General features: G+C 73.1%; 12 protein-coding genes. 3 read left to right on the top strand and 9 right to left on the bottom strand.

Features of this window, described 5'->3' with window-relative positions; translation table 11 throughout:
- Positions 1–236: 236 nt before the first annotated feature.
- The 3 genes from ACZ6S0_RS21875 to ACZ6S0_RS21865 are packed head-to-tail and all read right to left on the bottom strand — an operon-like array spanning position 237 to position 4,014.
- On the bottom strand, positions 237–1,382 hold the full coding sequence (locus tag ACZ6S0_RS21875) for an FAD-dependent monooxygenase (RefSeq protein ID WP_465920503.1): 1,146 nt from the start codon (positions 1,380–1,382) through the stop codon (positions 237–239).
- A 17-nt stretch (positions 1,383–1,399) separates the two neighbouring features.
- Entirely contained in the window at positions 1,400–2,404 is a 1,005-nt protein-coding gene (locus ACZ6S0_RS21870) for an NAD-dependent epimerase/dehydratase family protein (protein WP_465920500.1), read from the bottom strand.
- A complete protein-coding gene (locus ACZ6S0_RS21865) occupies positions 2,401–4,014 on the bottom strand; it encodes a CocE/NonD family hydrolase (protein WP_465920497.1) in 1,614 nt (537 codons plus the stop codon). The genes ACZ6S0_RS21870 and ACZ6S0_RS21865 overlap by 4 nt, the downstream gene beginning before the upstream one ends.
- 172 nt (positions 4,015–4,186) lie before the next feature.
- Between ACZ6S0_RS21865 and ACZ6S0_RS21860 the strand changes: the two genes are divergently transcribed.
- Complete coding sequence (locus tag ACZ6S0_RS21860) at positions 4,187–4,648, top strand: GbsR/MarR family transcriptional regulator (protein WP_465920495.1); 462 nt, start codon at positions 4,187–4,189, stop codon at positions 4,646–4,648.
- Positions 4,649–4,746: 98 nt separating this feature from the next.
- The gene (locus ACZ6S0_RS21855) at positions 4,747–5,229 is read left to right on the top strand and encodes a metallophosphoesterase family protein (RefSeq protein ID WP_465920491.1); all 483 of its coding nucleotides are present in this window, start codon (positions 4,747–4,749) and stop codon (positions 5,227–5,229) included.
- A gap of 108 nt (positions 5,230–5,337) precedes the next feature.
- Here the strand turns inward: ACZ6S0_RS21855 and ACZ6S0_RS21850 are convergent, their stop codons facing one another.
- The 6 genes from ACZ6S0_RS21850 to ACZ6S0_RS21825 all read right to left on the bottom strand — a co-directional run bounded on the left by ACZ6S0_RS21850 (position 5,338) and on the right by ACZ6S0_RS21825 (position 10,711).
- Positions 5,338–6,381, bottom strand: a complete 1,044-nt coding sequence (locus tag ACZ6S0_RS21850; RefSeq protein ID WP_465920489.1) for a FecCD family ABC transporter permease — start codon at positions 6,379–6,381, stop codon at positions 5,338–5,340.
- Between the two features lie 5 nt (positions 6,382–6,386).
- Positions 6,387–7,385 carry a FecCD family ABC transporter permease gene (locus ACZ6S0_RS21845; protein ID WP_465920486.1) on the bottom strand — a complete coding sequence of 333 codons (999 nt, stop codon included), beginning with the start codon at positions 7,383–7,385 and terminating at the stop codon, positions 6,387–6,389.
- On the bottom strand, positions 7,382–8,407 hold the full coding sequence (locus ACZ6S0_RS21840; RefSeq protein ID WP_465920483.1) for an iron-siderophore ABC transporter substrate-binding protein: 1,026 nt from the start codon (positions 8,405–8,407) through the stop codon (positions 7,382–7,384). Before ACZ6S0_RS21840 ends, ACZ6S0_RS21845 begins: the two co-directional genes overlap by 4 nt.
- Before the next feature lie 190 nt (positions 8,408–8,597).
- Positions 8,598–8,867 (bottom strand): WGxxGxxG family protein, encoded by a 270-nt coding sequence (locus tag ACZ6S0_RS21835; RefSeq protein ID WP_465920480.1) that lies wholly within the window; start codon positions 8,865–8,867, stop codon positions 8,598–8,600.
- 132 nt (positions 8,868–8,999) lie between these two features.
- Positions 9,000–9,983 carry a lysophospholipid acyltransferase family protein gene (locus tag ACZ6S0_RS21830; protein ID WP_465920477.1) on the bottom strand — a complete coding sequence of 328 codons (984 nt, stop codon included), beginning with the start codon at positions 9,981–9,983 and terminating at the stop codon, positions 9,000–9,002.
- Positions 9,980–10,711, bottom strand: a complete 732-nt coding sequence (locus tag ACZ6S0_RS21825) for a GNAT family N-acetyltransferase (protein ID WP_465920475.1) — start codon at positions 10,709–10,711, stop codon at positions 9,980–9,982. Before ACZ6S0_RS21825 ends, ACZ6S0_RS21830 begins: the two co-directional genes overlap by 4 nt.
- Positions 10,712–11,105: 394 nt before the next feature.
- Between ACZ6S0_RS21825 and fusA the strand changes: the two genes are divergently transcribed.
- Complete coding sequence (gene fusA / locus ACZ6S0_RS21820; protein ID WP_465920472.1) at positions 11,106–13,115, top strand: elongation factor G; 2,010 nt, start codon at positions 11,106–11,108, stop codon at positions 13,113–13,115.
- Positions 13,116–13,117: the final 2 nt, after the last annotated feature.

Raw genomic sequence — 13,117 nt, 5'->3', positions numbered from 1 at the left:
CCACGCGTGCACCGATGCAGGTGTCAGGATCAGAGCTGGCACGAGTACGCCTGCGGCGAGGCCGCAGCCGAGAAGAGTCGTGGTCCGGCGCATCGGAAACGGCCTCCAAGCCCCACGATCCCAAGATCGAGGGCCGACCAGGCTTCCGGCTCACCGACACCCGCACCCCCACCAGGGGCGCGATCTTGCCAGGAATGCAGCACCTGGCCCGGCGTGCGGCCAGGTGCCCTACGACCTCAGCCCTTGATGAAGCGACGGGTCATGTACCGGCGGATCGGCGGCAGGGAGGCCAGTCGCAGCGGTAGCAGGCTCAGCCACAGCAGCGCGGGGTTGGCGGGGGCGTAGAAGCCTTTGACGCGGCGGCCGAGCTTCTGCTTGCGTTCGGCTTCGGGCCGGATGGCCGCCTCCCAGGCTGCCAGCGCCGCGGGGATGTCGCCGGGGTGGGCGTCCAGTTCGGTGCCGAGACGGTCAGCGCCGCCGACGGCCAGTGAGGAGCCGTATCCGGCGAACAGCGTGACGCACCAGGCGGCATCGCCGAGCAGGACCACGCGGCCTTTACTCCAGGACGGTGCGACGACCTGGCTGATGGTGTCGAAGTAGACCGAATCGGCCCGCGCCAGGCCGGCCAGGGCTTCGGGGATGACCCAGCCGAGGTCGCCGTAGACGCGCCGCAGTTCGGTGGCCACGTCCTCGCCTGGCCGGGCGTGGCCGGCGCGGTAGCCGAAGAAGGCGACGTTGCGGCCGTCGGGGATGCTGATGACCGCGACGGTGCGGCCACCGGAGGACAGGGTGCCGGTGGCGCCCGGCGCGATGGTGTCGGGCCGCCGGTCGAGCATGTAGACGGCCACCTTGTGATCCAGGTCGAGCAGGAAGTCCTCTTCCGGGCCGAACAGCAGGGCGCGGGTGGCCGAGTGCAGGCCGTCGGCGCCGATCAGCAGGTCGGCCTCCTCGATGGTGCCGTCGGTCAAGGTCACCCGTACGGCGTGGTCGTCCTGGTCGACGGCGGTGAGGGTTGCGCCGAAGCGGATCTCGGTGTGGTCGCGGACCTCCTCATACAGGACGGCTTCGAGGTCGCCGCGCAGGATGGTGATCGAGCGCGCGCCCGTGGTGGCGACGATGGTGGCGCGGTCGAGGGAGAAACGGCGGGAGCCGTCGCCCTTGTGGTAGACGAGTTCGTTGGTGGTGAAGCCCTTCTTGAGCAGGTCGGGCAGGATGTCCATGTGTTCGGCGGCGTCGTAGCCGATGCCGCCGAAGGTGACCGCGTAGCCGCCGCCGCGGCGGGCGGGCGCGCGTTCGACGATGAGGGTGTCCCAGCCGATCTGGTGCAGGCGCAAGGCGGTGGCCAGGCCGGCGATGCCGGCTCCGATGATGATGGCGCGCATGATGAGGTGGTGCTTCCTTAGCGTGAGAGCTGGTCGAGCAGCCGCTGTTCCGCGGCGGCATCCAGCCAGGTGTCGGGGGAAGGCGCATCGGCGCGGGGCACCGGGTCGCCTTCGGCCTGCAGCCAGGCCCAGGTGTCGGCGAGGGTCTCGCGCAGCGGTCGCGTGGTGAGCCCCTCGGCCAGGGCAGCGCTGACGTCGGCGTCGTGCATGCCGCTCGGGGCGCTGCCGTCGGGCAGTCGCAGCCCGAGCTCCATGCCGAGTGGCAGGCCGTGCCGCAGGAGCAGTTCCGGCGGCGCCCACACCAGTTCGGTGTCGAAGCCGGTGACTTCCAGCGCCGTGGTGAGCAGGTCGCCGAGGGTGATCGCGCCCGGCGGGCCGGTCGTGGTGAAGGCGCCGCTCAGGCCGCGTTCGGCCGAGCGCAGCATCCAGGCGGCCAGATCCCGGACGTCGAGGTACTGCAGAGGCGTCTGGGCCGGGGCGGGGACCAGGACGCGCCCGCCCTTTTCCAGGCGGCGCAGCCACCAGGGGATGCGGCCGACGTCCTCATACGGGCCGAGGATCATGCCCGCTCTGGCCAGCAGCGCCGCTCCGGGGAAGGATTCCAGAGCGGCGAGTTCACCGCCGCGCTTGGCTGCGGCGTAGTCGACGTCGTCCGTACTGCCGGGGTCGCCGTCGACCAGGGGCGCGTGCTCGTCGGCGCCCGCGGGCCAGGGCCAGCGGTGAACGCCGCGGCTGGAGACGTACCCGTAGTGCCCGGCCCGGCCGGACAGCAGGCGGGCGCTGTCGCGCACCGCCTTCGGCGCCCAGGCCCACGTGTCGATGACCGCATCCCATTCCTGGTCGCCGAGTGCCCGGCGCACAGTCTCGGGGTCGGTGCGGTCGGCGATGAGCGCCCGTACCCCGGGCGCGGGGTCGCGGCTGAGGCCGCGGTTGAGCGTGCTCACCTCATCGCCGCGCTCCAGCGCAGCCTCGACGATCGCGCGGCCCACGTGGTGGGTGCCGCCGAGAACGAGTAGTTTCACGATGCTCCTGAAGTGAGGGGCAGCCAGAGGGCTGACGAGTGCTGGTGGTCGTGGAAGATCTCGTGCTCCGAGGCGCGCAGTCCTCGCCCGGTCGCGAGCGGTTCGCCGGTGCCGGGGTTGCGGCCGAAGCGCGGGTGGGCGCCGCTGGAGACCTGCAGCCGGATGCGGTGGCCGCGCCGGAAGCGGTGCGCCATCGGCCACAGGGCGATGTCGGCCACCCGGATGTCGCCGGGGTCGTGCAGCCGGACGATGCCGTCGCACACGTTGACCGATCGGCCGCGCGTGTCCACTTCGCACAGCCGGGCGAAGTAGTCGACGTTCGGGTTGGCCGAGCGCGCGTGAAGGCGCACGCGGACCGGGCCGACGGCCTCGACGTCTTCGACCAGGGGCGCGGTGGTGAAGGTGAGCACGTCGGCTCTGGCCTCGATGGCGCGGTTGTCCTTCGCCCCCGCCGACATGCCCACCTGCGTGCCACCGACCGTAGGGGTCGGGTCGGCGGGGTCGTAGCGGTAGCGGCTGGGAGAGCTCTGGCCGTCGTGCGGGGTACGGCTGAGCTCGCCGTCCGGGCGCAAGAACCACGCGGTCGGCTCGTGCGCGGGCGGCCAGGCGGGCACGTCGATCCAACGGCCCGCGCCGGTGACGAACAGCCGCACGCCCGAGGCCGCCTGCCGCCCGAACAGCGCGGCATCCAGCATCGCGAGCGCGTCGGCCAGCCCTTCGCGGGTGTAGAGCCCGCGCCCGTGGCTCCACGGACCGACCAGCAGCCGCACCTGACGCCCGGCGGCGACCAGAGCGGCGTGGTCGGCCAGCATCCCCGGCAGGAAGAAGTCGTGCCAGCCGCCCTGCAGGTGCACCACCGGCGGCATGCGCGCGACGTTGGGGCGGTGATCGGTGCTCGCCCAGTACTCCTCGCCGGGACCGTGGCGGACCCATTCCCGAAACCAGGGCACGGGGTGCCCGGTCAGTGCCCGATCGGCCTCCTGCAGCGGAAGGGCGAGCGTGGCACGCGACAGCCGCCGCGCGGCGCCGACCAAGCCGGCCATCTGGCGGGTGATGCCGTGGCCGCCGGTGAACATCCGCTCCACCAACTGCACCCAGCCGAGCGCGTTCCCGGAGGCGAAGGTCCCTCCGGGGTACATGAAGCCTTCGGCGAAGGAAGACGGCGCGTCCTGAATCAGCGCGATCTTCCATTCCGGGATGTCCCGGGCGGCCAGCTCCCACTGCACGAGGCCGAGGTAGCTGGCGCCCCACGTGGCCAGCTCGCCGCCGAACCACGGCTGGGCGCGCAGCCAGCTCAACGTGCCGTCGCCGTCGGCCGGGTCGATGACGAACCCGTCGAAACGCCCCTGGGATCCGGCCGTGCCGCGCAGGCTCTGGTACAGCACCTGGTAGCCACGCTCGGCCAGCAGCGCAGGGAGCCGGTCCAGGGCGTTGCCGCGCCCGTACGGGCTGCGCAGCAGCACCAGTGGCGGCCGCCGCCGGCCCGCCGGGTAGTAGTGCGTGGCCAGCAGCCGCACACCATCGGCGGCCGGGATCTCCACGTTCCGCCGGACCCGCACCCGGTGATGAAGGGCGGGACGCACGCCGTACAAACGGCTGAGCAGGGTCATCGCCGGATCAACTTCCTGTCGACGCTGATGAGAGGTCACATCGCCGACCAGGCTTCCCGGCACACCATCGGACCTCTCGCGAGAGGCCGATATGAGGAATATACCGACTTTTCAGAAATTTCTGAAGTCTTGGGGTGTTCGGTATCCTGATTCCCCTCAAGGAGGCGAGCACGTGAACGACCGGTATGAGCAGTGGCAGGCGGCCGAACGGCTGGCCCTGACGCTGATCGAAGGCGGGCTACAGCGCATGGCCGCGCGCACCCTGGCGGTCTTCCTGTTCACCGACCAGGAAAGCGTCACCGCCGGCGAGATCGCAGACCGGCTGGAGGCCAGCGCCGGCTCGGTCTCCGGCGCGATCAAATCCCTTCTGACGGTCGGGCTGATCGAACGCCTGCCATCGCCCGGTAGCCGCCGCGAGCACTACCGGCTCCGCGACGACGCCTGGGCCACCCTGTTCACCAGCCAGAACACCGTCATCCAGGCCATGCTCCAAGCCGCGGCCGCCGGGATCGCCGCCACCGATGAGGGCGATCCCGCCCGTCAGCGCCTGGCCCAGATGCACGCCTTCTACGAATTCCTGCTCGGCGAACTCCCCGCCCTCCTGCAACGCTGGCACCACCGGCGCCCCATCTGACCGGCCCCAGCCCTTCGCCGCCCCACAACGGAAAGAGGTGGCATGGGTATACGCGACCTGCGGGGATGGGCCGTCCGGAGGTGGGCAGGGCTGAGAGGGTGAAGGTCGTCGTGCTGTCCGACACGCACGCGCCCCGGCGCTGGCGTTCGTGCCCGCCCCGGGTGGCCGAGCACATGCGCGGCGCGGACGCCATCCTGCACGCGGGCGACGTGTGCGTGCCCTCCGTGCTGGCCGAGCTGGCCGCGTACGCGCCCGTCCACGTGGTGAAGGGCAACAACGACGGCCCCGACGTGGCCGCGCCGGAGACCCTGGAACTGACCCTCGACGGGCTGCGGATCGGCATGATCCACGACAGCGGCCCGGCCAAGGGTCGCCTGGCCCGCCTGCGGCGCCGCTTCCCTGACGCCGACCTGGTCGTCTTCGGTCACTCCCACATCCCGCTGGACGAGTCGGGCGAGGGCCTGCGGATCTTCAACCCCGGCTCCCCCACCGACCGCCGCCGCCAGCCGCACGGCACGCTGGGCCTGCTCACCATCGAACGGGGCACCCTGACCCGCGCGGAGATCGTTCCCGTCACCTGACCCCGCCCAGTACCACGTGACGGTCGCCGCACCGACCGCAGGCAGCCTGAGCGCGCCCACGGCCAGGACGGCCTCTTCCGCCTCGGGCACGCGGTGTGACCGCCGCGCCTACCGGCGGCGGCCCCGCGTCAGCAGCCACAGCAGCAGGGGCGCTCCCAGGGCGCCGGTGACCACGCCGACCGGCAGCTCCACGTCCGGGATCAGCAGCCGCGCGACCAGGTCGGCGCCCAGCACGATGAACGCCCCCACCAGGCCCGAGGCCAGCGGCGGCGGCCCGGCCGTGCGCGCCAGGCGCTGCGCGATCTGGGGAGCGGCCAGCGCCACGAAGGCCACCGGGCCCGCCGCAGCCGTCCCGAACGCCACCAGCCCCACGCCCGCCATCAGCAGCGCCAGCCGGGCGGCCCCCACCGGGGCCCCGAGCACGGTCGCCACCTCGTCGCCGAGCTGGAGCGCGCGGGTCCAGCGGCCGAGCAGGAGGGCGACGGGGACCAGCAGCGCCAGGGCGACGGCCAGCGGCGTCACATGATCCCAGGTGCGGCCGTTGAGGTTGCCGAACAGCCAGCCGAGAGCCTGCTGGGCCTGGAAGTCGTCGCTGGTGACCATGAGGAACTCGGTGGCGCTCGTGCACATCCACGACAGCCCGATGCCCACCAGCACGAAACGGCCGCCGCTCGCGCCGCGCCGCCACGCCAGCAGGTACGTCACCAGCGCCGCCGCCACGGCCCCGGCGAAGCCCAGGAACTGGAGCCCGGAGCCGACCCCCAGCACGATCCCGGCCACGACCGCGACCCCGGCCCCCTGGGTGACGCCGATCATGTCGGGGCTGGCCAGCGGGTTGCGGGTCATCGCCTGGAACAGCGCGCCCGACAGGCCGAACGCGGCACCGGCCAGCAGACCCGTCAACGCTCTGGGCAGGCGCAGCTCCCGTACGACGAAGGCCGTTCCCTGGTCGCCGGCGCCCACCAGCGACTGGACGACCTCCCCCAGCCCCAGCCGTACCTCGCCGAGCCCGAGGCCCAGGCAGAAGGCGAGGAACGCGACCGCGGCGGCGACCAGGGAGACCAGGACGAGACGGGGGCGCAGCACGCCGGAGACCGGCGGGGCCGACAGCCGGAAGGTGACGGTCTGGTTCATGCGACTCACGACGTTCATGCGACTCACAACTCCGCCAGCCGCCGGCGGCGGGCCAGCACGACGAAGAACGGGCCGCCGACGAACGCCACCAGCAGCCCGGCCTGCACCTCGATCGGCGGCGCGACCATCCGCCCCACCACGTCGGCCGCCAGCAGCAGGCACGGCCCGAGCAGCGCCGCGAGCGGCAGCAGCAGCCGGTGGTCGGCCTCCGAGCCGCCGCGCCCGGCCAGGGCCCGCGCCGCGTACGGGACCACGAGGCCGACGAAGACCACGGGCCCGATGGCGGCGACGGCGGAGCCGGTCAGCAGCATCACGGCCGCCGCGCCCTGGAGGCGTACCAGGCCGACGCGGCGGCCCAGCCCTCTGGCCACGTCGTCGCCGAGCGCCAGGCTGTTGAGCGCGGGGCCGCAGGCGAGCGCGAGAGCGGTCCCCGCCGCCACGAACGGCAGGAGCTGCGGCAGCACCTGGCCGCCCGCGCCCGACAGCGACCCCGCCGACCAGAACCGGAACCTGCTCAGCGACTCCGGGTCCACCAGCACGAACGCGCTGGTCACCGAGCTGAGCATGAACGTCACCGCGACCCCGGCCAACGCCAGCTTGACCGGCGTCATGCCGTCACGCCCGAGCCCGGCCAGCCCGTACACGACCAGGCTGGCCACCAGCGCGCCCGCGAACGCGAACCACACGAACCCGCCCGGGGCCGCCACCCCCGCCACGCCGATGGCCAGCACGACCGCGAACGCGGCCCCGGCGCTGACGCCCAGCACGCCGGGGTCGGCCAGCGGGTTGCGGGTGAGCGCCTGCATGAGGGCGCCGGACAGGCCGAGCGCCGCTCCGGCCAGCACGCCGATCAGCGTGCGCGGGACGCGTACCGACCAGATGACGTCGAGGGTGTCGCGGTCGGTCACGGTCCCGGCCAGCGCGCCGGCCACCTGGTCGAGCGGGATGGCGCGGGCGCCGAGGCAGAGCGACAGCAGGCACACCGCGAGCAGCGCGGCGGCCGCGGCGGCGAGGGCTCTCACGAGGTCTTGGTCGCGGGATCGCCGTCCACCGCCGCGGCCAGGCGCGGGACCAGGGTGTCGAGCACGTACGGGAGGCTGAGCACGGTGAGGAGCACGACCGCGTTGCTCTGCGTGGTGTTCTCCGGCAGGTAGACCTCCCTGCCCTCCTTCACCACGTCGAGTGCCTTGTAGACGGCGTCACCGTGCAGCGTGGCCTGGCCCTTGGCCTCGTCGGTCACGCTCCAGACGACCACTCCGGTGTCGAGCAGGTCGAGCCGTTCCCGGCTGATGTTCGCGCCGAACTTGTCGCCGATGGCCTCGTCGAGGCCGGAGGGGAGCTGGAAGCCGAGCGAGCTGAGCAGGCGGGAGCGCGGGTCCTGGCTGCCGAAGACGAAGTAGCCCTCGTACGTGGTGGCCATGAGGCCGGTCGCGCCCTTGAACTCGGGGTGCTCCTTCTGCACCGCGGCGAAGCGGGCCTCGACCTGCTCGACCAGTTTCTCGGCCTCGGCGGGCTTGCCGACGGCGACGCCGACCTTCTTGGTCAGCTCCTCCCACGGGATGCCGTAGTCGATGTACTCCTTCGGCTGGGCCACGGTCGGCGCGATCTTCGACAGCGTGTCGTACTGCTCCTTCGTGAGGCCGGAGTACATGCCGAGGATCAGGTCGGGCTTGAGCGCGGCGATCTTCTCCAGTTGGGGGCCGCTGCCGGTGTCCTTGAGCACCTGGGGCACGGGGGCGCCGCCGAGGCGGTCTTCCGCCCAGGGGCCGATGGCACCCGGGTACCCGCCGAACCACTCCGTGGTCGCCACCGGCACGATGCCGAGGGCGAGCAGGGAGTCCTGTTCCAGCAGGCCGACGGTGACGACGCGCTTGGGGGCGGCCGTGACGGTGGTGCTGCCGTACTTGTGGGGGATCGTGGCGGGGAAGGCGCCGGGGGCTCCCGAGGTGGTCGCCTGGGTGGCCGCCGGTGGTGCGGGGGCGGTGGAGCCGCAGCCCACGAGGGTGATCAGGACAAGTGCCACTAAGGCGAGCGTGCGCGGCACGTACGGCTCCTCGGTTGGTAAGGCTTACTTTAGCAAGGTGAGCCTAACCTAATCGATATGGTCCGCTTCGCGCCACTGTGTGACACGGCTGACCTTGCGGCAGCCGTGTCACCTTTGTGGACGTCACCCCGGCCGAGGGCCGGGGCTTGTGGACGTCACCCCGGCCGCTGACCGGGGGGCCGACCCTCTGTTACGGGCGGTTGCGGTGCTGCATGTGCTCCGCGGTGCCCACGTGGTTGCGCTGCTTGCGCATCCCCGCGAAGCCCAGCAGGCCCAGCAGGCCCAGCAGGCCCCAGAGTCCGGCGTTGCCGCCGCCATCGTGCCTGGTCTCGTTCTGCTGCGGCGCGGGTGTCACCTGGCTCTGCGCGACCGGCGCGACCGGCGTGTCCGCCGTCGCGGCGGCGGCCGGGACGAGCGTCAAGAAGAACGCCAGGCCCAGCCCGGTGAGGGTCTTGCGCATTGGGTTCCCCCGATCTGGCGGTCTCGACAACCGCGGAGACCGCCAATCACGCCTTCTGCGAGGAAGGCTCTCGATAGCGGGGCGATCTCCATATCCCCTGCTAACTACGCCACTACCATCGTCACGGCGGCATCAAACGCCTACTCCCCGCGACGGGAGGCCGTGGTGACCCGGCACCCCCTGCCGTACACGGCTTTCCGCCATCTTCGCCAATTCGGCTCGGGCCCACGGTCCTGGCGGCGCGGGGGCGTCGCGGACGGCCTGGTGGAGGGGTGCGCGCAGGGTCACCTCGACGACCAGGTCACGGGTGGCGGTCACGCGGAGCACGGAGGCGAGCAGCGTGTCCTCGCCCACGAAGCAGGCCCTGGTGGAGGGTTCCGCGCCCTCGAGATAACGCAGCGTGATCGGGCGGACGGCCGCGGCGGCGTCGACCGCCGCCTGGAACACGGCCGGACGGAAGTCGCCCATCCCGCGCCCGCACCACGTGGTGCCCTCGGGGAAGGCCACGACCGAGTCGCCCGCCCTGAGCGCCTGCGCCACGGCGGCCACGGTGGACGGCAGCTCCATGAGCCGCTCCCGGTCGATGAACAGGGCTCCCGCGCCCGACACCAGCGTACGGACGACCGGCCAGGCGGCGATCTCCTGTTTGGCGAGCGGCCTGGCGGGCAGGGTGGCGGCCACGACCAGGGGGTCCAGCCAGGAGACGTGGTTGGCCACGACCAGGCTGCCCACCGCCGGAGCCGCCCCGCCGGGAGCGGCGGCGTCCCCAAAGGCGGTGTCCCCAAAGGCTGCGTCCGGCGGTCCGACGACCTCCAGCCGCAGACCGAGCGCGCGCAGCAGCACGCGCGCCCACATCCTCGTGAACGCCGCCTGCCTGCGGCGGGTGGCGAACGTACGCGACAGCAGGGCCGCGGGCACGCCCGCCAGCACGATCACGACCGCCGCGAGGATCCTGGCACCGCGCACGACGCCGCCCACCGCGGCGGCCGGGTCCTGGACGCACTCCTCAGGAGTGCAGGGACCCACCGGGCGCCAGGGGTTGACGGGTACGACGGCCGCGGGAGCCGCCGCGGGGCCCGCCCAGGAGAGGTCGGCGGGCGGGAGCACCGCGCTCACAGGGGCTCACCGAGGGGTGGCTCGCCCAGGAAGAACCGCAGGTAGCGGGAGTTGACGTTGGCCATCGACAGCAGCATGAAGAAGTCGGCCGTGCCGAAGTCCCGGTCGTGCGCCGGGGCCCCGCACACCCACGAGCCCAGCCGCAGGTAGCCGCGCAGCAGCGCGGGCGGCACGAACCGGTCGGGCAGCGGCGAGCCGTCCGGGCGCCACGGCGTGTGCGGCGTCACCCGGTACTCCTCGGGCCCGAGCGCGACCTGGGCCACGACGGTCGCGGCCAGCGCGCCCCGGTCGTCGAGCGGCACCGAGCAGCAGCCGGCCAGCCACCGGTGCCCGCCGGAGACCATGTACCTGGCGATCCCCGCCCACATCAGGCCGACCACGGCGCCGTCGCGGTGGTCGGGGTGCACACAGGTGCGACCGGCCTCGACCAGGCCCTTCCTGATCGGCGCCAGCCTGGACAGGTCGAACTCGGAGTCGGAGTAGAGCTGCTCGGTGCGTCCCGGGGGCAGCAGCCGGTAGGTGCCGACGACCTCGTCGCCGTCGCGTACGAGAAGGTGGTCGCAGTAGGCGTCGAACCGGTCGGCGTCGAGACCGGAGACCGGGCTGTCGAGCCGGGCCCCCATCTCCTCGGCGAAGACCCTGTAACGCAGCCGCTGGGCGGCCTGCACATCGGCGGCGGTGGTGGCCATGCCGACCGAGTAACGACCGGTGTCAACAGAGATTGTCATGGGCGCGCGTCCTTCCCTGAAAGCCCCTCGCGCCTATGTCGACATGCCGAAATGACGTGCGAGCCTCTCATCGGGGGCAGCCAGGCGTCCGCGTGGTGACGTTCAGGAAAGTCCTTCTCGCGGAAAATCATTTCCCCCGTGACCAGGCAGATCACTACACTCGCGGCGAACGCCATCACGTGACGAGGGAAGGGGGCCGGCCGTGCGCCACAGCACCGCCACCGTCGTCTCCCCGTCGCGTCACGAGGTGATCCTGGTGTCTTCGCGGCCCCGGTGCCGGCTGCGCGGCCGGCTCTGGCTGCTGCCCTGACGAAGACGCCCCTCTCCGGGGTCAGGTTCGCCGGGGGAATCGCGCCGTCCTGTCAGGCGAACGTCCCCGAAAGGTTCCCGAGCCATGCGCGCTCGCGTCTCCAACCCGCTGGCCACCGTACGTAACCTCGGCATCCTCGCCCACGTGGACGCCGGGAAGACCACCGTGACCGAACGCGTCCTGTACGCGACCGGCGCCACCTACAAGCGCGGCGAGGTGCACGACGGCACCACCGTCACCGACTTCGACGCCCAGGAGCGCGGGCGCGGCATCACCATCTTCGCCGCCACCGTGAGCTGCGACTGGGACGGGCACCGGATCAACCTGATCGACACCCCCGGGCACGTCGACTTCTCCGACGAGGTCGAGCGTTCGCTGCGGGTGCTCGACGGCGCGATCGCGGTGTTCGACGGCGTCGCCGGGGTCGAGCCGCAGAGCGAGTCGGTGTGGCGCCGCGCCGACCGGCACGGGGTGCCGCGCGTGGCGTTCGTCAACAAGCTGGACCGGGCGGGCGCCGACCTCGACGCCGCGGTCGAGTCGATCCGCCGACGACTGCACCCCGCGCCGCTGGCGGTGCAGATGCCGATCGGCCGCGAGGGCGGCTTCGCCGGTGTGGTCGACCTGCTGGGCATGCGCGCCCTGACGTGGGACGGCGGCGTCCCGCAGGCGGGCCCGGTGCCGGACGGCCTGCTGGCGGAGGCGCGGCGGCGGCGCCGGCTGCTGGAGGAGGCGGTGGCCGAGCTGCATCCCGGCGCGCTGGAGGAGTTCTGCGCGCGGCCGTCGCTCTCCGAGGAGACGCTGGTCGCGGCGCTGCGCGACCTGACCAGGACCGGGGAGGGCGTCGTGGTGCTGTGCGGCTCCGCGTACCGGGATCGCGGGATCGAGCCGCTGCTCGACGCGGTCGTGCGGTACCTGCCGTCACCGCTGGACGTGCCCGCCGTGCGCGGGCACGACGGCGAGACCAGGCCCGCCGACCCGGCAGCGCCGCTGGCCGCGCTGGTGTTCAAGGTCGGCGCGACGCCGACCGGGCGGCTGACGTACCTGCGGGTCTACTCGGGAACGATGCGGAAGGGGGACACGGTGCTGGACGCGGGCACGGGCCGGACCGAGCGGATCGCCAGGATCCTGCGCGTGCAGGCCGACCGTCACACCGAGACCGAACGCGCGGTGGCCGGCGACATCGTGGCCGTGGCCGGGCCCAAGGCCGTCCGCGCGGGCGCGACCCTGTGCGCGGCGGGCGCGCCGCTGCTGCTGGAGCCGCCGGGCGTGACCGAGCCGGTGGTGTCGGTGGCCGTCGAGCCGCGCGGCGGCGGCGACGGCGACCGGCTGGCGGCGGCGCTGGCGCGGCTGACCGAGGAGGACCCGTCGCTGGCCGTGCGGACCGACGCCGAGACCGGGCAGATCGTGCTGTCCGGGATGGGCGAGCTGCACCTGGAGGTGGCCGCGGAGAAACTGCGCCTCGAACACCGCCTGGAGGTGAACGTCGGCCGGCCCCGGGTGGCCTTCAGGGAGACGGTCACGCGTGGCGTGTCGGGACTGCTGTACCGGCACGTCAAGCAGGACGGCGGCCCCGGGCAGTTCGCCCATGTGGTGATCGACGTCGAGCCGCTGGACGAGGGCTTCGTCTTCGCCTCGGCGGTGACGGGCGCCCGGGTGCCGCGCGAGTACGTGCGCGCGGTCGAGGCCGGCTGCCGGGACGCGCTGTCCGGCGGCCCGCTCGGCGGCCACCCGGTCACCGGCCTGCGGGTGACGCTGACCGACGGGGCCACGCACGTGCGGGACTCCTCCGAGGCGGCCTTCCGCGCGGCGGGGCGGTTCGCGCTGCGCGAGGCGCTGCGCTCGTGCGCGATGGCCGTGCTGGAGCCGGTGGTCGAGGTGACGGTGACCGTGCCGGACGACCTGGCCGGCGGCGTGCTGGGAGACCTGTCGGCGCGGCGCGGGCGGGTCACCGGCTCGCGGGCGCTGGCCGGCGCGGTGGTGATCACCGCGGTGGTGCCGCTGGCCGAGGTGTTCGGGTACGCGACCCGGCTGCGCAGCCGTACGCAGGGGCGGGGCACGTTCACCGCCCGGCCCGCCGGCTACGCCCCGGCCTGACG

It is taken from the genome of Nonomuraea sp. NPDC051298, assembly GCF_055586305.1.
This window is presented reverse-complemented; position numbering and strand designations above follow the sequence as displayed.